This window comes from Desulforhopalus vacuolatus, from assembly GCF_016918505.1.
GTDB lineage: Bacteria > Desulfobacterota > Desulfobulbia > Desulfobulbales > Desulfocapsaceae > Desulforhopalus > Desulforhopalus vacuolatus.
On the sequence record NZ_JAFFPZ010000001.1, the window covers coordinates 226,438 to 248,140 of the forward strand.

16 protein-coding genes are annotated in these 21,703 nt (G+C 52.4%); 10 read left to right on the plus strand and 6 right to left on the minus strand.

Annotated elements, in window-relative coordinates; all coding sequences use genetic code 11:
• Positions 1-110 precede the first annotated feature (110 nt).
• Positions 111-1,019, minus strand: coding sequence for an ABC transporter substrate-binding protein (locus tag JWG39_RS00900; protein ID WP_205217455.1), 909 nt, complete (start codon positions 1,017-1,019; stop codon positions 111-113).
• 220 nt (positions 1,020-1,239) lie between these two features.
• Here JWG39_RS00900 and dtd point away from each other — a divergent pair, with 220 nt between their 5' ends.
• Both dtd and JWG39_RS00910 read left to right on the plus strand, forming a co-directional pair.
• Entirely contained in the window at positions 1,240-1,689 is a 450-nt protein-coding gene (gene dtd, locus JWG39_RS00905; protein ID WP_205217456.1) for a D-aminoacyl-tRNA deacylase, read from the plus strand.
• A 60-nt stretch (positions 1,690-1,749) separates the two neighbouring features.
• Positions 1,750-4,671: an insulinase family protein gene (locus tag JWG39_RS00910; protein WP_205217457.1), complete on the plus strand. Its 2,922-nt coding sequence runs from the start codon at positions 1,750-1,752 to the stop codon at positions 4,669-4,671.
• A 125-nt stretch (positions 4,672-4,796) separates the two neighbouring features.
• On the opposite strand, the gene JWG39_RS00915 is transcribed toward JWG39_RS00910, so the two are convergent.
• Positions 4,797-5,804 (minus strand): transporter substrate-binding domain-containing protein, encoded by a 1,008-nt coding sequence (locus tag JWG39_RS00915; RefSeq protein WP_205217458.1) that lies wholly within the window; start codon positions 5,802-5,804, stop codon positions 4,797-4,799.
• Between the two features lie 151 nt (positions 5,805-5,955).
• On the opposite strand from JWG39_RS00915, the gene rsmB reads away from it, so the two are divergent.
• From rsmB to JWG39_RS00935, 4 genes are all read left to right on the plus strand, one after another.
• Positions 5,956-7,293, plus strand: a complete 1,338-nt coding sequence (gene rsmB / locus JWG39_RS00920; protein WP_205217459.1) for a 16S rRNA (cytosine(967)-C(5))-methyltransferase RsmB — start codon at positions 5,956-5,958, stop codon at positions 7,291-7,293.
• A gap of 803 nt (positions 7,294-8,096) precedes the next feature.
• The gene (locus tag JWG39_RS00925; RefSeq protein WP_205217460.1) at positions 8,097-8,684 is read left to right on the plus strand and encodes a DUF6657 family protein; all 588 of its coding nucleotides are present in this window, start codon (positions 8,097-8,099) and stop codon (positions 8,682-8,684) included.
• Between the two features lie 41 nt (positions 8,685-8,725).
• On the plus strand, positions 8,726-9,820 hold the full coding sequence (locus JWG39_RS00930; RefSeq protein WP_205217461.1) for a M24 family metallopeptidase: 1,095 nt from the start codon (positions 8,726-8,728) through the stop codon (positions 9,818-9,820).
• Between the two features lie 11 nt (positions 9,821-9,831).
• Positions 9,832-10,170, plus strand: coding sequence for a hypothetical protein (locus JWG39_RS00935; protein ID WP_205217462.1), 339 nt, complete (start codon positions 9,832-9,834; stop codon positions 10,168-10,170).
• Between the two features lie 21 nt (positions 10,171-10,191).
• On the opposite strand, the gene JWG39_RS00940 is transcribed toward JWG39_RS00935, so the two are convergent.
• Positions 10,192-10,467 carry a hypothetical protein gene (locus JWG39_RS00940; RefSeq protein ID WP_205217463.1) on the minus strand — a complete coding sequence of 92 codons (276 nt, stop codon included), beginning with the start codon at positions 10,465-10,467 and terminating at the stop codon, positions 10,192-10,194.
• Between the two features lie 95 nt (positions 10,468-10,562).
• Positions 10,563-11,591 carry a DnaJ C-terminal domain-containing protein gene (locus JWG39_RS00945; protein ID WP_205217464.1) on the minus strand — a complete coding sequence of 343 codons (1,029 nt, stop codon included), beginning with the start codon at positions 11,589-11,591 and terminating at the stop codon, positions 10,563-10,565.
• A 454-nt stretch (positions 11,592-12,045) separates the two neighbouring features.
• Here JWG39_RS00945 and JWG39_RS00950 point away from each other — a divergent pair, with 454 nt between their 5' ends.
• The 3 genes from JWG39_RS00950 to JWG39_RS00960 all read left to right on the plus strand — a co-directional run bounded on the left by JWG39_RS00950 (position 12,046) and on the right by JWG39_RS00960 (position 14,818).
• Positions 12,046-12,951 (plus strand): LysR substrate-binding domain-containing protein, encoded by a 906-nt coding sequence (locus JWG39_RS00950; RefSeq protein ID WP_205217465.1) that lies wholly within the window; start codon positions 12,046-12,048, stop codon positions 12,949-12,951.
• Between the two features lie 136 nt (positions 12,952-13,087).
• Entirely contained in the window at positions 13,088-13,765 is a 678-nt protein-coding gene (locus JWG39_RS00955) for a metal-dependent hydrolase (protein WP_205217466.1), read from the plus strand.
• 9 nt (positions 13,766-13,774) lie between these two features.
• The gene (locus JWG39_RS00960) at positions 13,775-14,818 is read left to right on the plus strand and encodes a DMT family transporter (protein ID WP_205217467.1); all 1,044 of its coding nucleotides are present in this window, start codon (positions 13,775-13,777) and stop codon (positions 14,816-14,818) included.
• Positions 14,819-15,273: 455 nt separating this feature from the next.
• On the opposite strand, the gene lon is transcribed toward JWG39_RS00960, so the two are convergent.
• Positions 15,274-17,628, minus strand: a complete 2,355-nt coding sequence (gene lon, locus JWG39_RS00965; protein ID WP_205217468.1) for an endopeptidase La — start codon at positions 17,626-17,628, stop codon at positions 15,274-15,276.
• 705 nt (positions 17,629-18,333) lie between these two features.
• On the minus strand, positions 18,334-19,605 hold the full coding sequence (gene eno / locus JWG39_RS00970; RefSeq protein ID WP_205217469.1) for a phosphopyruvate hydratase: 1,272 nt from the start codon (positions 19,603-19,605) through the stop codon (positions 18,334-18,336).
• Between the two features lie 649 nt (positions 19,606-20,254).
• Between eno and sufB the strand changes: the two genes are divergently transcribed.
• Positions 20,255-21,700 carry a Fe-S cluster assembly protein SufB gene (gene sufB, locus JWG39_RS00975; protein ID WP_205217470.1) on the plus strand — a complete coding sequence of 482 codons (1,446 nt, stop codon included), beginning with the start codon at positions 20,255-20,257 and terminating at the stop codon, positions 21,698-21,700.
• Positions 21,701-21,703 lie beyond the last annotated feature (3 nt).

Here is a 21,703-nt window from a genome sequence, read left to right on the forward strand (position 1 = left end):
TCCGTCTTTTGCTTTTCCCTGTCTCCTGTCTCCTGTCTCCTGTCTCCTGTCTCCCGTCTCCCTTTTTCCATCCCTGTCTTTGAATCCGCCAATACAAAATGTAAACGGTATTACTTCACAGGTTCCGCATCGGGAGTAAAAAGCCGAATACCCGCCAGGGTGAAATTACTGATGAGTTCCTGTCCCTTTGGAGAAGAGATCCATTGCACAAATTCCATGGCAAGAGCATTGTGCACTCCAGGGAATTTGCTTGAATTGACCGGCACGAGCCCCCAGGAACGCTCAAGAAGCGCATCTCCCTCACAGAGTACTTCAAGGTCAAGCGGTGGCTCCTGACCGTAGCGAAATCTCACATACGTATCACGATCGGATAGAGTGCAGGCCTGTTTTTCTTCCGCAAAGGAGAGCGTTTCAGCCATCCCCCGGCCGACAGTGCGATACCATGCCTCGGCATCTTCAGGTGCCACATAGTCAACCTTTTTCAGTTTCCCTTTCTCAATAAACTGAGTCTTACGCTCAACCAGTTTCACGCTGGACTCCTTCCACAGCATCTGCTCCCTTATATGGGTTCCACTGTTATCCCCGCAGGAGGCAAAGGTGGAATGTTTTTCAGCAATCTTCGCCAGCGCCTCAGTGACACTCTGTATTCCCTTGATTCCTGCCGGATCATTCTTCGGACCGACGATGATATAGTCGCTGTGCATGACCGGATAACGCATGGTTCCAAAATTCTCCAGAACCAGTCTTTTCTCCCCGGTCTTATCCTGGGAAAAGATGATATCTGTCCTGCCGTCTCTGCAGTCCTGCAGTACCGCCGCGTCATCTTTGACAGACAACTTTACTACAATTCCGCTGTCCGCCTTGAATTTCGGCAGCAGTTCATCAAAGAGCCCCGAGGCCTCGACGTCAGTGGTGGTTGTCATTTTGAGGACCTTTTCCTTTACTGCTCCGCCCGCAAAAACGGAACCGGCGGTGAAAACGGCCATCGCGGCCAGCACAGCTGCTCCCTGCTTCCACATGATGCTTCCTCCAATATTTTTTTCGGGGTGTGAAAAAAAAGAGGGAACCCCGAAATTCCCATACCATACATATTTTCTCTGAAGAGAGGAATCATTGGAATTTTCTTCTGATTCAGGTAAAGGGTCTTATGGAAGGGAGAGAATTCATTCAAACACCTTCCATAAGGTATTATAACAAAGCAACTGCTTATTATCCCTAACAAAATATCAGGAAAATTTTATGAAAGCAGTCATTCAACGGGTCGAACGGGCAGCGGTTCGTATCAACGACAGAGAGGTGGGAGCTATTGGCAGGGGAATCCTCCTGCTGCTCGGAATTCACGGCACAGACGGAGAGCGGGAACTGCAATGGCTTACGGAGAAGTCTTTGAATTTACGTATTTTTGAGGATGAGAAGAAAAAAATGAATCTCTCCCTTAAAGACATTGCAGGGGAAATGCTTATAGTCTCCCAATTCACGCTTTACGGCGACTGCCGTAAAGGGCGGCGGCCGGGGTTTTCCGCGGCCGCGATGCCTTCCCATGCAGAACCGCTTTATGAAAGATTTATTGAGGAGATCAGGCATGCAGGAATCTCCACAGCCTGTGGCGTATTTGGCGCCAATATGAAGGTTGAGCTGATCAATGACGGCCCGGTCACCCTTCTTCTTGACACCGGGCACCTTGAATAATCGATTTTTTGTTATCTCTTATTCTTCCAACCATCCCATATCCCACTTACAGGAGCAATTATGACCGTTTCCACCGCCGTCGGCAGCAGCTGCGCGGGTTTCACCCTGAAAGAATTTCGCCACATTGATGAGATTGATTCCGATGTTTATCTCTTCACCCACGACCTCCTCGGCTGTCCGCTGCTGGCGATTAAAAACGACGACAATAACAAGACCTTCACCACCGCCTTCAACACTATCCCTACCGACTCCACCGGTGTCGCTCATATCCTTGAACACTCCGTTTTGATGGGCAGCGAAAAATATCCCGTGAAAGATGTCTTCGGTGAAATTAACAAGGGCAGCACCACCACTTTTCTCAACGCCATGACCGGGAGTGACGTCACCTTCTACCCCTTCGCCACCCGCAATCTGAAAGAGTATTTCAATATCATGGATGTCTACTGTGACGTCGTCTTCCATCCACTCCTCGCTCCCACCACCTTTGAGCAGGAGGGATGGCACTACCACGCGGAGAAAGGACAGCCTCTGCAATTTCAGGGTGTAGTCTATAATGAAATGAAGGGTGCCTTCTCCGACCCCATCCGCCACCTTTTCTTTAATATATACAAGAATCTCATGCCCGGCTCCACCTGGGCCCACGAATCCGGTGGTGATCCTCGCTGTATTCCAGATCTTACCTACGAGGATTTTGTCGCCTTCCACAAGCGCCACTATCACCCCTCCAACAGCATCTTTTTCCTTTATGGAAACGCCCCCCTTGAAGAAGAACTTACTTTCCTGCAGGACCGTTTCCTTTCTCATTTTAAAGAGAAGCAGGAACCTGCAAAAATAGAAGAGGGAACGCTGATCAACAAACCCGTCACCGTGGAAGCCGGTTATGCCGTCGACGGTACTGATCTCTCCAGTAAAACCTTCCTCGCCGTGGGAACCAGTGTCGGCTCTATTCTCGACCGTACAGAAAACATGGCCTTCCAGGTAATCGCCAATATTCTGTACAATTCCGATGCCTCACCATTGAAAAATGCCATTATTGAAAGCGGTGTCTGCAAAGACTTCGGTGGTCTTTTTCTCGCCACCGACTGCATCCATACCCTGATGGTTACCTACCTCGTCGGCAGTGAAGCAGAGCATCGGGAAACGTTCATCAAGCTCTACGATGAGACCCTGCGCAGGATTACTGAAGAGAAACTCGACCGCGAGCTGGTGACTGCCGAGCTGAACAAATTTGAATTCGGCTTCCGTGAGGAAGCTTCCAACGCCCAACGCGGCCTGGGACTGATCAACAAGGCGCTCAACGGCCTTAAATACGGCGGCGAACCTCTGGATTTTCTTGAAAGCGAAAACATCCTTGCCGAATTGCGGCGCAAGGCACTTGAAGAGGGATATTTTGAAGAGCTTATCCGTCGCCACCTGCTTGACAACCCCGCTACGGTAACCGTTGTCCTCAAGCCGGATCCGAAAAAACTGCAGGAGGACAATACCACCGAACAAGACTGGCTGGAGAAGAGCAACAAAGAGGCCGATACAGCCGAGAAGGAGCGACGTCTCGCCCGCACCGCCGAACTCACCGCTCTGCAGCTTGAACCCAACAGCGCCGAGACTCTTGCCCTGCTGCCCGCTCTCAGTCTGGCTGACATGCCTCAAAAGGTGAAGTACCACAGCGTTCTGCCCACCGAAATGTTTGGTCAGGAGGTACTGGTCAGCCAGCTGCCGACCAACCACATCAGTTATATTAACGCCGGTTTCAACACCTCAGCCTTGAACGCGGAGCAGTTGAAATATCTCAACCTCTTCGCCACCATCGCCTGCGAGATCGGTACGGAACGACTCGGCTTTCAGAAGTTTGCCAAAGAACTGGCAACCACCACCGGAGCCTTTGACCACAGCTTTTCCTGCTACGGAAAGAGAGGTGAAAAAGAGATGCTGCCAGTGCTCTGGTTCCATCTCAAGGCCCTGCCCCTCTACCTTGAACCGGCGGTAACACTGATGGCAGAAGTCTTCTCCTCGCTCTCCCTTGCCGACCGCGCCCGCATCCGTGACATTGTCAGCCGGGAGTTCACCTGGACGGAGCACTCGGTGCAGAGCGAGGGCTACAGTATTGCCACTTCGCGTATTTTCTCTCACCTCTCCCCCGCCGGACGCTGTAATGAACTTGTCAACGGAGCAAGCTCTTACTTTTCACTGAAGGAGCTGGCGAAAAACTACGGTGAACACGAGGAGCACTTTCTCCACATCCTCGGGGAAACTGCCCGCCTGCTCTTTAACCGCGATAATCTTCTCCTTTCGGTCACCGGGGAAGAGGAAGAAGTGGCCCGCTTTGCCGACATCGGCAAAAACCTCACCACAGCCCTCGGCAACCTGCCCATGGGTTCCCCTGTAGAACTGCCCGGCCTGCGGCTGCCCACCCACGAGGCCTTTATCACTGCTGCAGAGGTCGTCTTTGCCGGTCTGGGCGGCAATCTGCTGGAGAACGGCGAAGGCTACAATGGCAGTTTCGAGGTGCTGAAAACCTGGCTCAACCGCGACTATCTGTGGAACACCGTACGCCAGATGGGCGGAGCCTACGGCTGTTTCAGCCAGTTCTCCTTCATCACCGGCAACATCTGTTTGATCAGTTATCGCGACCCGCAGGTAAGAAAAACCTATGACGCCTACGCCGCCATCCCGCAGGCTGTTGCCGATCTGGATCTGTCCAGCGAGGGACTGCGCCAGCTCATCACCGGGACCTGCGGCACACTCGATCCACACCAGAGCCCCGCTGCAAAAGGGGCCACAGCCCGCAACGAATATCTCAGCGGGATCACTCCGGAGTTCAAATCCCGGCGGCTTAGTGAGGCACTCGATACAAACGTGGCGCAGATGCGTGCCTTCGCCCCGGCCTTTGAGGAACTGATGAGCTTTCCCCACCGCGCCATTATAGGCAACCGTAAAAAAATTGAGGAAGACGACGGACTCTTCGACAGCTTCGTTGAACTGTAAAGACTCTCTTCCTGCAGGCAGAGGCCGGTACCGGCCTCTGCCCTTTCCCCACAGGGAAAACAAAAAAAAGAGGGACAGCGTGTCATGCGCTGTCCCTCTTTTTTTTATCCTTTCTCTCCGGAACCTTATTCGACTGGTGGCGCATAGATCAGCCCGCCGTCTTTCCACAGTCTGTTCCTGCCGCGCTCCAGTTTCAGTGAAGATCCTTCCCCGAGACTGCGCTCAAAGCTCTCCCCGTAGTTGCCCACCTGGCGAACAATCCGAACCGTCCAGCCAGCGGTCAGCCCGCCGCTTTTCATACCGTCTCCGTCAATACCGAAGAAACGACGAATTTCCGGCCGCGCACTGCGCATCATCTGTTCAGCATTTTTCGAGTTGAGACCAAGATCTTCGGCGTCAATCATGGCAAAAAGCGACCAGCGAACTATATCAAACCACACATCGTCTCCCTGACGTACTACAGGCCCGAAAGCCACCCGGCCAAGGGAATCCGGCAGGATCACCGCCCGTTCACCATGTTCGCGCTCAAGAACCAGAGCCTCCAGTTGAGAAAAAGGCCGGGAGATGAGATTACAGCGACCATCAAGAAAACCCTCCACCGCTGCCTCCTCCGTATCAAAGGAGACATCATGCCAGGGGATGTTCTGCTGCTCCAGCAGAGTATGCACCCGTTGACCGTGTTTTCCCTCCGGCAGACAGAGCATAACATTCTTCAGATCCCCCAGTTCCACTTCATCCTCTCTGAAATCCGCTGCCAGCCCCTGCTCATCATAGTAGGATATGCCGGTAAAATCGACCGCCAGCGCCGTGTCTCTCGTGAAATTCCACGACTCGCCATGCCCGGCAAAGAGATCAATACGATCGGAGAGCAGCGCGGTCATCGCGCTGTTCTCCCCAAGAGGGAGAAATTTCACTTTCCCGGCATCACCAAGCACGGCAGCCGCCACTGCCCGGCAGATATCCACATCCAGTCCGACCCACGTCCCGGAGTCATCCACCCGGGAAAAACCGGGACTGTCGGCGCTCACTCCGCAGCGCAGGATATCTCGCTCATGCACGTCCTCAAGAGTCCAGGCACCGGCGGTGGAAGAGATGAGAATGAAACAGGTGAAAAAAAGGGTAAAATATTTCATGGAGGTATCCCTGCAGAATTTTTAAGGAGCGATTCAGGAGAATAGCAGGCCGCGCCGGAGCTGTCCACGGAAAGACAGATTGCCGCTTGCAAATCCCCGCAGATCTGTTATTTCTCCACTTCAAATTCCCTTTCATTCACAGGAGCCATGCATGGCCGAAAAATCCCCCCGTTTCATCGCCGCAGAAATTCTCACTCAGCTCTTCGCCTCCCGCCAGTCAGTAAAGGCCATCTTTGACCGGCTCACCGCCCACGCCCGTCTCACCACACGGGACCGCGGCCTGTGCCGGGAGCTGGTATACGGTGTTCTGCGCCATCGCCAGAACCTCGACCGCGCACTCTCCCTGCTCTCCTCCACTCCGCTGAAGAAGATTGATCCCTTTCTGCACACGGTCCTCACCGTGGGGCTCTACCAACTTCTCTTTCTCGACCGCATCCCCGAATCGGCAGCGGTGAACGAGGCGGTGAACAGCTGCCGGGCAAAGCGCAAACCACCGGTGCCAAAACGACTGCAGGGTTTTGTCAACGGAGTACTGCGCTCCGCCGTGCGCCGTCAGGAAGAGCTGCAGGAGAAGATGCTGACAGACGACAGCGGGCAAATCATCCTCAACCATCCGCAATGGCTCACTGACCGCTGGCGCAAACGCCTCGGTGAAGAAAAAACCAGAGAGATATGCACCGTCGACAACGCCCTGCCGCTGCTTACCCTGCGCATCAACAGCAGTAAGATTGACCGCGACAGCTACGCCGCTCAGCTCACCGGAGAGGGTATCACCAACCGTCCCGGCCAATTTTCACCAGACGCCCTCCTGATCCCCAACGGCGCGGTAGTGGAAGAGCTTCCCGGCTATACAGACGGCCTCTTCCAGGTGCAGGACCAGGCAGCGCAGCTTGCCAGCCACCTTCTTGCTCCCTTTACGGCTACCACCTGCCTTGATGCCTGTGCCGGGCTGGGCGGCAAGACCGGCCACCTCCTTCAGCTTTTTCCTGAGAGCACTGTCCACGCCGTAGAACCGGAACCCTTCCGAGCGGAAAAACTGCAGGCCCTCGCCAGCCCGCGCCTCACGTTGTACACCGCCGATTTGCTCACCCTTGACCCACACTCCCTGCCCCCCTGCGAACGCCTTCTGGTCGATGCGCCATGCAGCGGTCTCGGCGTTCTCGGCCGTCAGCCGGACATTCGCTGGAACCGTCGTCCGGAGGAATTTGTCGCCTGGCAGGAGCAGCAGCTCGCCCTCCTCAGCCGCGCAGCGCTCTTTGCTGCCGACAACGCCGTGCTGGTCTATGCCACCTGCTCCACCGAAGCAGAGGAAAATGAGGAAGTGGTGAATTTGTTTCTTGCCGGTCATCCCGAATTTCATCTCACCGACGCAGCCTCCATTCTGCCGCAGAGCGCCAGGGAACTCACCCGCGGCAACTTCTTCGCCCCGCTGCCACAGGAAGAAATTGACGGCTTCTTCGCCGCCCGACTCACCAGGGGTATCGTTTGAGGCTGCTTTTCTTTCCAGGAGAGAAGGTGTAATATCATTTACACTTTGTATTGACCAGAGAACGCGACTGCGTAGACATCTTTTTTGGCGATGACAAATGAGTAATAATTCGTGTTTATCCGTGTCCATTCGTGATTCCTTTTGCATTTTGTAACCACGAATGGACACGAATTTTCACGAACAGGGACAACGCATTAAACGAAAACGTTTGTATCCGAAGTTAAGCCGTACAGTGCACCAGGAGTATTAATCAACTTTGGGAGTCATCCGAAAGTCGGGGTTGAGCGTTTTACGCTCTCATATTCCGTGCTTTCCGTGTCTTCCGTGGTTTACCTGGAGCATGAGAACAGACCCTGCTCCTTATGGGCCGATAAGCAGAAACAATACATTGCCAGAGGTCTCATGCAGTTTGCTACCACGGAAAACATCAATTACCTCAAAGCAAATAACAGACCGAATTCAACCACAAGGGCATTCTCTTATGGTTTTTTCAGTAATAATTCGTGTTTATTCGTGTCCATTCGTGGTTCCTTTTGTCGTTTGTAACCATGAATGGATAAACAGGAGACAAAAACGGGGTATAACTTTTATATCGGAGTCTGGCGCTTACCTCCGAGGATAATTTTTTGACTGGAACAAAGAATATTGACGAGTATTCAATGTTCCCGTAACCTGTTGACAACCTTGAAAATCCACAAAGATGTATTACGTTTGATCTGTTCTTTTTCCAATTTTACTTATGGGAACTTTGATATGAACGAAATACAAGATTATTCAAGGCACCCTTATTAAGGAGCAAAAAAATGGCAGTTATAAAAAGCACAATGGAGATGGTTCTCGAGCGTGCCTCACGCCTTGCAACCGATGCGTCCGCAGTCCCCGACAACGAAGAGTCGATGAAAATCGGCATGCATCTCGCAGCCGAATTCATGGCTGGCCGGAGTGAAACTCCGCTCGCCGGAATGGAAGATCATCCCTCGGAAAAGCAGAAGGACATCCGCCGGGGAGCGGTGCAGGTTCTCCTGCGCAACGTCGTCCTGCCACGGGACGAACAGCTGCGTGAAACCGCAGAACGGGCACTGCAGGCACTGCAGCTCCTCGACGGCAACGAAAAAGCAACAATAACCATCCAGGAACTGAACCAGATTCTTGGCCAATACAACACGCATCTGGAGCAGTCGCAGCAGCAGCTTGATGACGCCATCAGGGCTCAGCTCCAGCAGCAGGCAGTGGCGCGTGGCATGAAGATTAATGATGAAGATATCAATCCGGCCATGCACCCGAAATACGCTGAAGAACTGCACAAGCTGCAGATGGAACTCAACGGTCAATACAACGACGCAATGGATGAGCGTAAACAAACCATAGGCAGCTGCTTCGGCCTCAACTGATCTTTTTTTTAACTCCCCGAACGCAACACCGAGGGTACGCAATGAATTACAACAAACGAATCGAAAAAATTCAGGCCAGCCTGCGGGGGAAAAAACTCGGCGGGCTGCTTGTTGCTCAACCTGAAAACCGTCGTTATCTCAGCGGATTTCGCGGTGGAGATAACGGCATCCAGGAGACTTCAGGTATACTGATCATCCCTTCCAAAGGGAAACCACATCTGATTACCGATTCCCGCTTTGAGCTGGCAGCACAGCAGGAAAGTCCGGATTTTAAGGTGCATGTGTACCGCAAAAGACTCCCCGAGTTTCTCAAAGAACTGCTCGGAGAGCTCGACATTACCAAACTCGGCTTCGAAAGCGGCTACACCCTGTACTCCTTCGCAAAAAAACTCGAAGAGACCCTGAAGAATGTCAAACTTTTTCCGCTCACCGATACCATAGAAAATATGCGTATTATCAAGGATGAAGAGGAAATTGAACTGCTCCGTAAATCGGTCCTGCTCAACGAAAAAGTCTTTGAGCAGGTGTATGGTTCCATGCTTGAATGCAAAACCGAAGTGGATGTGGCCATCGCTGTTGAAACCACCATGCGCCGCATGGGGGCGGAGAGCCCGAGCTTCAGCACCATCGTCGCCTCCGGCGAGCGCGGCGCCCTGCCCCACGCCATTCCCTCCACACAGAAGCTGCAGAGCGGCAAGTCTCTGACCATCGACATGGGTCTTATCCTCAACGGTTACTGCTCAGATATGACCCGAACCTTCTGCTGCGGCAAGCCCGACGAGACCTATATGCAAATCCACCGCATCGTACGCAAGGCACAGCTTGCCGGCATGGAAGCAATTCGCGCCGGAGTAACAGGCGCAAGCGTGGACAAAACGGCACGCAAGGTAATTGAGGATGCTGGCTACGGCAAATATTTCGGCCACGGACTGGGCCACGGGGTTGGTCTCGCCGTCCATGAAGAGCCAAGGCTCTCCCGGCTGAACAACAAGAAGCTGAAAGCGGGAATGATTGTTACAGTGGAACCAGGTATTTACATCCCGGAATGGGGCGGAATCCGCATTGAAGACATGGTGGTTGTGCGTGAGGACGGCTGTGAACGCCTCAACACCAACGACACCTGGCTTAACGTCTAAGGGGAGAAAGCATGCGACAGTTTGTAATCGACGAACTCAGCCCCATGGAGCTGGAAAATATTGACTCCTGGCTGAAGCGCAACATGCAGCCGGGTCCGATGATCGGTCTGTACTGGCTGCTTCTCGAAGAGGAACACCTTGATAAAGCTCAGCTTGGTGAGGAGCATAAAGAACACGGCCCGTGGTACATGGCTGTGGAAGTAACAAGAAAAGATGTCCGTTTTGAATTACTCGTTCGCAGCAAGACCAACCTGCATTGTACCTGTATCGCCCAGGCCTCTCCGAAACAGCGGCAGGTGATGCTGAATCTGATCGACCGCCTCGTCGAAGAAGAGATGATCCAGGCATAGACAAAGTGACTCTGCCCGGCATCACTCCTCTTTTCCAGGGTTCTTCTCATCTGGTGACAGGTGCGCCCGCTCCACCATGGTTTCAAGGCGCACCAGCCGCCGGTCAACCTCACGCAATTCGCGTACCGTCTCTGAAAGCACCCTGCCGCTGCTTTCACAGCCGCTGACGGAATTACGGGTACACCGCTGGCGAACAAGTTCGCTCATACTGACCCCCTCCTGCTCCGCTTCCTCCATGAGGAACGCCTTGAAATCCGGCGGGGCAAGGATGGTTATTCGCTCTGTGTGTGTTGCCATTCTTCCCTCTCTCAAAATTGTAGAATATTCTGCAAAAAAGGCGAAGGAATCACGCCTCTTCCGTAAATCTCTCTGCCCCTTTTTCGTGCTCCCGATTACACCGTGACGCCTGCTCGCTGGAATGTTTTCTCGCGGGGATTAAACGTAGAGATCTGCTGCAACTCCTCAAGCAGTTCTTTTTCCCGTGTACTGAGCGATTCCGGTACTGCAATTTCAAGACGCACCAGCAGATCGCCCGCACCACTCCTCCGTTTTTTCAGGCCTTTGCCCCGCAGCCGCAAAACCCGACCGTTCTGTGATCCAGGGGGAATCGTCAGCTGCACACTGCCGCTGAGCATCTGTACCGGCACCTTCGCCCCAAGGGCTGCCTCCGTAAAGGAGATCGGCACGGTAGTTTTCAGATCATGCCCCTGCACACTGAAGGTGGGATCCGGCGAAACCACCAGACGAATCCGCAGCTCATCCTGCAGGGCACCTTTTCCACCGAGACGTATCACGGAACCGTTTGTCATGCCCAGAGGAATTTGCACCTTCAGCTGCTTTGTTACCGGTCGCATGGTGTTGCCGGACTGCTCATAACTCTGCACTGAGATCTGTCGCTCGCCACCCTCCTGTAACTCACGCAGAGTTACAGGTAAATCATGTACCTGCGGTTCCGTCTCAGCCTGCTGGCGTCTGCCGCCACTGAAGCTGCCATAGCTGCCATAATTTTTTTCCTGCCCGCCACCGCCCCCCTGCTGACCGAAGAGACCACGCAGGATATCGTTCAGATCCTCCGGATCCACTTCCTGCCCGCCGTGAGTATATGTGCTTCCGGGTCCCCGTGTGTAGGAGGTCCTGCCTCTTCCACCCTGGCTGTAACGCTCAAAATCGTCGTATGAAACACCCTGTTTGTGTGCCGCCACCGCCTCTTCCCACTTCTCACCGAAACGGTCATAGAGTTTCCGTTTTTCCTTATCCTTCAACACTTCCCAGGCCGTACCGACTGTTTTGAAACGGCTCTCCGCGTCGGCCGATTTATTCACATCAGGGTGCAGTTCCCGCACCATATTTCGATAGGCTTTTTTCAGATCGGCCTCACTGGCGTCTTTCCCGACCCCGAGAATGTCATAGTAATTCCCCATAATCCTCTCCTCTTCGCAATTTCTCTGTCTCCCACGCCCATCATTCCGGCAGGAAGTCTCTTTTTCATTACAACAAATATTGTAATGACTTATATTACTTTTACAATAATATTTAATAGAGTAATTTTTTTCGTTGAAAGAGCACCTGCTCGATATGGCAACTGTCCGCACAAGGTTCCCCGATAAAGCCACCGCTCTGACTCCGATGAACACGTGAACAGCAATCATTTTTTGCTGGACCCTGCGAAAAACAGCTCTTTTTTTTGACAACTCAATAGAGAGGAAGAAACTCCGCCCCATAATTTAATTTTCCTCTTAATATGGTATGGTAGTGAGAGAGAACTGATAGAGAAAAGGGTACCTTCTTCCCTGCACTTCAGGCCGGGGAGAATATCAATGAAGTAAAATTTAAACTTTTCAGCATTTTCTTCAATTTAACAACTACAGGAACAGCATGGATATAACCCTGCGCCAGGTGGAACTCTTCCTTGGCCTCGCCCGCACCAGCCGAATTCAAAGCGTGGCAAAGGAGTTTTCCCTCACCCAGTCGGCTGTCTCCACGGCAATCAAACGCTTTGAGGAAGCAATCGACGCTCCGCTCTTTGACCGTGCCCACAAGAAAATATCCCTCAACAGCAACGGCAAGGGGCTCGCCGAGGAGCTGATTCCGCTGATGCAACGTTTTCAAGACGTCTCCACCATGTTCAAACGGAATCTCATCGCCGGTTCCCTTGAAATCGGAGCCAGCCAGACCATTGCCGACTACATCCTGCCTGAGGTTCTCTATACCTTTCAGGCGCATCATTATGACACCCATCTCTCCATCTGGACGGGGAACTCGATGGAGGTTGTACATGCAGTAGAGATGGGTGAGGTGGCGGTAGGATTTATTGAGGGGGAGGTCCCGAGCCGGATTCTGCAGAGTGAAAAGATCGGCGAAGAGGAACTGGTTGTCGTCACCTCCGATGTTGATATAGCGGCGGAGCGCTCGTGGGCCATGGAGGAACTGCTTGAGCTGCGCTGGATTCTGCGTGAGGTAGGTTCCGGAACCCGCCACACCTTCTTTGATCAGCTTGGAGAACAGGCGCAAAAGCTCAACGTCTTTATGGAGCTGGATCACATCGAGTCGATTAAAAACGTACTGCGCAATCCCGGAACCCTGAGTTGTCTCTCCCAGCACTGCATCGCCCACGAACTGGCACGGGGCACTCTCTTTCCCGTACAGATTACGGGCACCCACTTCATGCGGAATCTCTACAGGGTAATCCATCCGCGGCAGTCGCAGACAATATTGATGGATGCGGTTTTCAAAGAGGTGAATAAATCACTCTCCGCAGTACAGCACTTGATAAAGGGATAATCCCGTACACTTTGCCCATGCTCCAAAGATAAATTAAGGGTATTATGGTGACGTGCAGGCACAGGGCGACTGCTCCGCGCTGCTGTTGCTTCCTGCACTTCTACAAACCGCTTCATTCACAATAAGAGAGACGCCCATGAAACTGAGATATTTTTCCCACTCCGCCTTCCAGATTACCAGCGAATCGGGAACCCGCATTCTCATTGATCCCTTCCTTGACGACAATCCCACCTCTCCAGTGAAATCAAAAGAGGTCTTCGCTGATTATATCGTTCTGACCCACGCCCACAGCGACCACCTCGGCGATACTTTCAAAATTGCCCGACGCTGCAACTCACTGGTCATCGCCGTTAACGAACTGGCTCTCTACTGCGCGGGAAAAGGGTGCAATGTCCACAGCATGCATATCGGCGGCGGTTATGAGTTTGAATTCGGCCGTCTGCAATTCACCATCGCCCACCACGGCTCCTCTACCCCGGAAGGCAATTATGCCGGAGAACCGGCGGGTGTTGTACTCACCGTGGATGACAAAACCATCTACCACGCCGGAGATACCGGTCTTTTTTATGATATGAAACTGATCGGTGAAATGCACCATCCCTATGTCATGATGCTGCCCATTGGCGACAATTTCACCATGGGCATCACCGATGCCGTCAAAGCCGCCGAACTGGTCAGCCCTGGTTTTGCCATCCCCATTCATTATAACACCTTCGATGTTATCAAGGCTGACCCCAACGAGTTCTGTACTGCGGCGGCAGAGGCCGGTATCAATGCACGTGCTCTCGCCTACGGCGAAGAGATCTCTCTCTGATTCGCATTGATGGATCCGCGAACTCTGCTCCGCCGTCTCAATCCGACGGTTCCGGCCCTGCCGCCCGTGCGCAAGGCACAGGAACCGCCGCCCGGCAACGGCACTCTACCCCTGCGTGCAGCCCTCTACTGCAGCCTTCTCTGCTTCCTTTTTGGCGGCAACCCGACGGCCATCAAGATCGGCTCGCAAAGTTTTGGCCCGCTCACCATGCTCGGCAGCCGCTTCCTGCTCGCCAGCATTACTCTCCTCCTCTGGGGCCTCTTCACCGGTCGCGCGGTGGGACTGCGCCGGGATCAGATTCGCATGCTGCTCCCCCTGCCGATGATCTATATCGTACAGCTCGGACTTTTCTATGTCGGCCAGAGTAAGACACTGGCCTCCCACGGGGCACTGATTTCCAACATGATGCCACTGATGGTCATGGTTCTCGCCTGCTTCTTCCTCGGCGACCGCATCACCCTGCGCAAGGTGATTGGCGTCCTGCTTGGCATCACTGCTGTTGTTCTGCTCTTTTTTGATAAAAAGGCCGCCAGTGACGGGGCCAGTCTGCTCGGGGACACCCTCGTTGTCGGTGCTGTCACCTTCTGGGCGATGAACGCCATTTACATAAAAAAAATCATCCGCCATTTCAACATCTTAACCATCACTCTCTACCCGATGCTCATCTGTGTCCCCTTCTATTTTTTTGGAGGATGGCTCTTCGACGACGTGATGCTCCGCCCCGTCACCGTCCCCGCACTGCTCGCCCTCGCCTTTCAAGCCTTCGTCACCGCGTCCTACGGCTTTATCGCATGGAATGGTTTGATCAACCAGTATGGAGCAACGGCGCTCAACGCCTTCGTTTTTCTCATCCCGATCTCCGGCGTTCTTCTCGGGGTAGTTCTGCTCGGAGAGCCGCTGACGATAAACATCGTCGCCGCCATTCTGCTGGTAGTTGTCGGCCTGGGGCTTATCAACCGCGCGGAGAAACCACCAGTGGGAAGGATGGAAAAAAGGAGGCAGGAGACGGGAGACAGGAGAAAGGGAAAAGGCGGAAAGACAAAGACCAGGTAGCCAGCGAAACACGCTAAACTGATGGGTACCTTAAAACAACCTCATCCCACAACGGATGTCATCAGGTTTTGTTACTCTGCTTTTTCCTTTCTCCTTTCTCCCTTCTCCCTTCCGTTACCGGTACTTCAGAACAGCAAAGGCCGGACACCGCCTGTGCGATATCCGACCTTTGTATACCTGCCTGAAATTGAACAGCTGTTATACCATTTACATTTTGTATTGACCAGAGAGCGCGACTGCGTGGACATCTTTTTTTGTGATTACGAATGAATAAACAGGATGTAAAAAGAGCATAACTTAATAGTATTCGTTGGCAAAAAGTTTTTCGCTGTTCCGTCTTTTGCTTTTCCCTGTCTCCCGTCTCCTTTCTCCTGTCTCCCATCCCCCTGCCTTTGAATTCGCCAATAGAAAGTGAAAATGGCATTTAGTACGGTCACAACTTAATAGGAATGGTATTATTCAGCAGTAAGTCCAGTCTTCGTTCCACCGCCAAACTGCGGGCGAAAATCGGGCAGCTCAATGCCGAGGGATTCACGGATTACGTCTTCAATGGTTTCCACATAGCAGAAATCCATCTCATGCTGCACCTCTTCCGCAATCTCGGTCACATCCTCGCGGTTTTCCCCGGAGAGGATAATACGTCGGATTCCCGCCCGGTGCGCCGCCAGAATTTTTTCTTTAATACCACCCACCGGCAGCACGGTGCCGCGCAGAGTAATCTCGCCGGTCATCGCCGTTTTGGTATCCACCACCGCACCGGTAATCAGCGAGGCGAGGGAGGTAAAGAGGGTAATCCCCGCCGACGGTCCGTCCTTGGGCGTACTCCCTGCAGGAACATGGATATGGATGTCGTTGCCAGCGAAATCAAAGTGGCTGACATGGTTGGCCAGCCGCGAGCGGATCAGACTGAGCGAGATTCGCGCCGATTCCTTCATCACATCCCCGAGCTGCCCGGTGAGCAGCAATTCACCCTTGCCCGGCATACTGGTGGATTCAATGAAGAGAATCTCGCCCCCCACCGGAGTCCAGGCGAGACCGGTAACAATTCCCGGAGCCTCGCGTCCCAGTTTCTCTTCAAGATGTACCTTGCGTCGACCGAGAATCTTCTGCAGATTCTCTGCCCCTACCTGCACCGGCAAATCGGTACCGCTGACAATCTGTGCGGAGGAAACCCGGGCGATCTTCGCCAGCTGTTTCTGCAAACCTCGAACGCCGGCTTCTCTCGTGTACTGCTCAATGACGGTTGCCAGGGCCTCTTCGCTTACCTGCAGCTGGCTGTCATTCAGTCCGTGCTCTCTGAGCACCTTCGGCAGCAGGTGGTTGTGAGCAATAACCAGTTTCTCGCTCTCGGTGTACCCGGAGATGGAGATCACCTCCATTCGGTCCAACAGCGGTCTGGGGATATTGCTGATGGTGTTGGCCGTGGCAATAAAAAACACCTCCGAGAGATCAAACGGCAGATCGAGAAAATGATCGGTAAAATTGTCATTCTGCTCTGGATCAAAGACCTCCAGCAGGGCGCTGGCCGGGTCTCCCCACGAGCCGAGCAATTTATCCACCTCATCCAGGACAAACACCGCATCCTTTTCTCCCGCCTTCTTCATCGCCGCAATAATTCGTCCCGGCAGTGCGCCGACATAAGTTCGGCGATGGCCGCGAATCTCCGCTTCATCCCGCACCCCCCCAAGACTGATCCGCTGATACTTGCGGCCAAGCGCCCTGGCAATACTGCGACCGAGGCTCGTTTTCCCGGTACCCGGAGGGCCTTCGAGGAGCAAAACAGTTCCGCGTTTGTGATGAGTGAGTTTCATTACCGCGAGGTGCTGAATTATGCGTTCCTTCACCTCCTTGAGACCCTCATGATCGGCAGCGAGAATCTCCCGAGCCCGTTCCAGATCAATCTCCCCTTCACTGCGTTTGTTCCACGGCAGGGCAAGAATGAGGTCGAGGTAATTGCGAATGGTGCCCTCTTCATGGCCGCCATTGTTCACCTCGAGTTTCCCCACCTCTTCCAGTGCAGCCTCGCGTACTTCATCGGGCAGATCAGCAACCTCAAGCTGTTCGCGATAATTCTTTTTTCGGTGGCCGCCCTCTTCCCCTTCATCCAGTTCCTTTTGAATCTCCCGCAGCTGCTCGCGAAGCATAGTCTTGCGATATTTATCATTGGTGGACTCGTTGAAACGGCGGGCCATCTCAATCTGCAGTTTCACCGACTCCTTATGACGCAGCAGATGGTCGAGAAATTTAATCCCGCGATCGTGCAGGGAGCGAATTTCCAGCATCTCCTGCTTTTCCCGGTACGTCACATTCATATAGGGCAAAGAGAAACCGATGAAGCTGTTGACACTTTCCTGAGCTTCAAGCTTCTTAATAATTTTTGCTGAACCACGGAAGGTCTCGGCAAACTCCCGGCCGGTCGACTGAAGATACGTCAGCATCTCCTGCTGTTCCTTCTCATCAAGGTCTTCTACGTCGGGATCAAGGGCATAATCGGCACGCAGAAAGCCAGCCACCCGTTCAATATTGTGCAGCGTCACCCGCTGCTGCACGTGGATACGGGCGACCATCTTCTCGCCCTCCTGCAGAGCATCCACCATGAGCAGGACACCGGTTTTGTAGAGATTATCTGTAGTTGCTTTTCCGCCATCTTCTCGGGCCCAGCCAGTCGCAAGAATCAGATCATTTCCAGTTTGCATCCAGCTTTGCACCATTTTGCCAACGGGCTGACCAAGAGAAATTTCAACCTTCGCTTCTGGCAGGAGAATGGTGTCTTCCAGTGGTAAAAGAGGTAAATTAGTATTGTGTTCCATGTCTTTCTCCTTTCGATGTTGTGCTATAAAAGACTTTTTGTCTCGAATAAAAGAAGGTAAGCAGCAGCAGATGACTGTCAATATATTCAAAGAATCAAATTCTCCACAGAAGTGCATGGGAAAAGAAGGAATCCACAACTTCAGGTAAACGGACTGCGCTGGCAGGAACGCGGACCCTGCAGTTTCACGCTGCACGGCGGGGTAAAAGGGAACCTTGAAACAGCCTGCATTCGTTTATATGCAAGGCACAGGAGGGGATTTGCAGCAGGTATAATACCATTTACATTTTGTATTAACCAGAGAACGAGTAAAGATAGAACAACAGCAATTCTCTGTTTAATTTTAAAATCTTTTTTAAAGTTTTTTGCCTTTATTCGCATGTTTAGAGCTTTTATTCGTTGGCAAAAAGTTTTTCGCTGTTCCGTCTTTTGCTTTTCCCTGTCTCCCGTCTCCTTTCTCCTGTCTCCTGTCTCCCATCCCCCTGCCTTTGAATTCGCCAATAGAAAGTGAAAATGGCATTAAGTAAGGTCACAACTTAATAGGAATAGTATAACGTTGATATCGGAGCCTGGCGCTTCCCTCCGAGGATAATTTTTTGGCTGTAACGAAGAAGATGGCCGATTATTCGATGTTCTCTTGAGACAAAAACGGCCGGGGCACCTGGATTTCAGGGTGCCCCGGCCGTTTTTTCAGCAGGAAAAGTAATTACCAGTAATATTGTGCTCCTTCCCCGAGTTCCTGCTCAATCTCCATCAGACGATTGTACTTGGCGATTCGTTCACTGCGTGAGGCAGAACCGGTCTTGAGCTGACCACCGTCCATGGCTACAGCGAAATCGGCAATGAAGGTATCCTCAGTTTCGCCCGAGCGGTGAGAGATCATGTAGCGCCAGCCAGCGTCACGACAGAGACGGACAGCGTCAATGGATTCAGAGACCGTACCTATCTGGTTCAGTTTAATCAGCACTGAATTGGCCGCTTTTTCTTTGATACCGCGTTTAATATATTTGGTGTTGGTGACGAAGAGGTCGTCGCCAATCACGTCAATCTTGTCTCCGAGTCTGGCTGTAAAATCGGTGAATCCAGCCCAGTCATTTTCTGCAAGCGGGTCTTCCCAGCTGACGATGGGATATTTTTTCACCCACTTCTCACCGAGGGCGACGAGACCAGCGGAATCCATCTTCCCTGCGCCGGATTTCTTCAGGTCATACTTACTTGTAAGGTCGGTGGAAAAAGAGCTTGCGGCACTGTCAAGGGAGAAGGCAATGTCTTCCCCGGGAGTGTAGCCAGCGGCTTCAATGGCATCCATGATAAGATCCATGGCCGCGTCATTGCTTGGCAGGTTGGGGGCGAAGCCTCCCTCGTCACCGACACTGGTGGCAAGTCCTTTCTCTTTGAGGATTTTTTTCAGATGATGGAATGTTTCGGAGATATAACGCAGACCTTCTCGGAAGTTGGGGGCGCCTACCGGTACGGCCATGAACTCCTGAATGTCGACGCTGTTATCGGCATGGGCTCCACCATTGAGAATATTCATTGATGGCACCGGCAACCGCCGGGCGTTGGATCCACCCAGATAGCGATAGAGAGGAATGCCGAAGCTCTGAGCGGAGGCGCGTGCCACAGCCATGGAGACGCCGAGAATGGCGTTGGCTCCAAGGTTTCCCTTGTTTTCCGTGCCGTCCAGTTCACGCAGATGGGCGTCGAGTCGCCACTGATCAGAGGCATCTATCCCCTTGATTGCCGGAGCAATGTTTTTGTTGACATTGTCCACAGCCTTCAGTACACCCAGACCGAGGTAGCGGGACTTGTCTCCGTCACGCAGTTCCACGGCCTCATTTTCTCCGGTGGAAGCCCCTGAAGGGACAGAGGAGACAGCGCGGGTGCCGTCAGCCAGTTCTACAAAAACCCGTACGGTCGGATTACCGCGAGAGTCGAGGATTTCCATTGCCCGAACATCACTGATCTCAGTATTCATATTACTTTCCTTGTGTGAATTGAGGGCTCCTGAAGAGTATTCAGAGAGCCTGTAAATATATTTTCCCTGCCGAAGATTCTGCAGGCCTTCTTCATATATGATTGATAAGTATACCTTGAATAACCAGTCTTTCGCATAGTTACAGTAAAAAATTTATCCCTGGAGGGAAGCGCCAGGCTCCGATATTCGTTATGGCTGTAATACCTTTCCTCCTGTGCCTCGAATATGAAGGAATACAGGCTGTTTCAAGGTACCCATAAGAGTAAAAAGTTTCCAAGGCAAATGAAAAAAACAGAGGGGTGAGAAAATTTTTTCTGACTCAGAAGCAGTTGACGGACTGTTATGATATTGTGCTTTTTTCATTTATAAAACTTTTCATCTATAAAACAATAGCATATTTCAATTCCTTCCGCTGTTCTGCTCTGTTTCCTTTATCACTTTGCGGTTCCAACTGACATAACGCTTGCTTTTCTTCCTGTCCAGGATGAACAGTTCAACCACTTCACTCACACGCTGCACAGTCATATCCATCTTGAAAAGAAGAAAAACTTGAGCAGGAAAGACCTTGATTAATTGGATTTCCTCCTCACTTTATCTCTTTGCGCAAAAATCTTTATCAGCAAGGTCCTTCAATTGAACAGGAATAAACATGACACAGAAAAAAAACGAAGTGCTCCATGAAGTTACTTCAAGCGATTACAAATATGGCTTTGTCACTGATATTGAGACTGAATTTGCCCCTAAAGGAATCTCTGAAGAGGTAGTTCGCTATATCTCCGCGAAGAAAGAAGAACCGGAGTGGCTGCTGGAATTTCGTCTCAAGGCCCTGGCAAAATGGCAGACGATGACCATGCCGAACTGGGCGCATCTCGACATTCCGCCCATCGATTTTAACGATCTTTACTACTACGCCGCACCGAAAAAAAAGAAACATGCAGGCAGCGACGAGGTGGACCCCGAGCTGATTGACACCTTCAACAGGCTGGGAATCTCGCTCAATGAGAAGAAGAAACTCTCCGGCGTGGCGGTAGATGCGGTTATTGACTCCGTCTCGGTGAAGACCACCTTCAGCGATTCCCTCGCGGAACTGGGGATTGTCTTCATGTCGTTCTCCGAGGCGGTGAAAAAGCATCCTGAACTGGTGCGAAGATTCGTCGGTCAGGCAGTGCCGAGCGGTGATAATTTTTTTTCGACCCTCAATGACGCGGTCTTTTCCGACGGCAGCTTCTGCTATATCCCGAAAGGGGTACGGTGTCCGATGGATCTCTCTACCTACTTCCGCATTAACGCCGAAGGCAGTGGCCAGTTTGAGCGGACCCTGATCGTTGCCGATGAGGGCAGTTATGTCAGCTATCTCGAAGGCTGTACCGCTCCCCAGCGGGATGAGAAACAGCTCCACGCCGCAGTGGTGGAAATTATCCTTATGAAGGATGCCGAGGTGAAATACTCCACCGTGCAGAACTGGTACCCTGGTGACAAAGAGGGACGCGGCGGAATCTACAACTTTGTTACCAAGCGCGGTCTCTGCCGCGGTGACCACAGCAAGCTCTCCTGGACCCAGGTGGAAACCGGATCGGCTATCACCTGGAAGTATCCCGGCTGTGTGCTGGGAGGGGATAACTCCGTGGGGGAATTCTACTCGGTGGCGGTGACCAACAACTGCCAGCAGGCTGATACCGGCAGCAAGATGATCCACCTCGGGAAAAATACAAAGAGTACAATTATTTCCAAGGGAATCTCAGCGGGGAAAAGCCAGAACAGTTACCGGGGGCTGGTGCGTATCGGACCACGGGCCACCGGCAGCCGTAATTTTTCACAGTGTGACTCTCTGCTGCTCAGCGATACCTGTGGTGCACATACCTTTCCCTATATTGATACCGCTAATTCCTCGAGTGTGGTGGAGCATGAGGCAACGACTTCAAAGATTTCTGAAGAACAGCTCTTTTACTGTCAGCAGCGGGGGATTAACTCCGAAACGGCGGTGGGGTTGATAGTCAACGGCTATGCTGGCGCGGTATTGAAGAAGCTGCCGCTGGAATTCGCTGCTGAGGCACAGAAACTGCTGAATGTGAGCCTTGAAGGTTCCGTCGGTTAAAAC